The 235-nt window shown below is 68.9% G+C and carries 1 protein-coding gene; it reads right to left on the bottom strand.

Annotation, left to right across the window (positions count from 1 at the left end):
* On the bottom strand, nucleotides 1-235 hold a 235-nt coding region (locus KVS71_RS18910; protein WP_217585300.1), incomplete at both ends, for a TSUP family transporter.

Below are 235 nucleotides of genomic sequence, written 5' to 3'. Positions count from 1 at the left end.
CAGGTAGCTGCCCCCGACGTTCGCGACCGCGAGGATGCGCCCGAGCAGCCACAGCACCGAGCCGTGCGGGATGAAGAGGAGCAGCGCCCCCGCGTACGTCGCGAGATTCACGATCTTGGCCTTCGCGCTCGCCTGCAGGAAGTCGTAGCCCAGCAGCGCGACGAGGGTGAACACGAGGAAGGTGCCCGTCCCCGGACCGATCATCCCGTCGTAGAACCCGATGCCGAGCCCGGCG

This window comes from Microbacterium sp. GbtcB4 (genome assembly GCF_019091465.1).
GTDB classification, from domain to species: Bacteria; Actinomycetota; Actinomycetes; order Actinomycetales; family Microbacteriaceae; genus Microbacterium; species Microbacterium paraoxydans.
The sequence above is the reverse complement of the archived record's forward strand: the minus strand, read 5'-3'. Positions and strand labels throughout refer to the sequence as shown.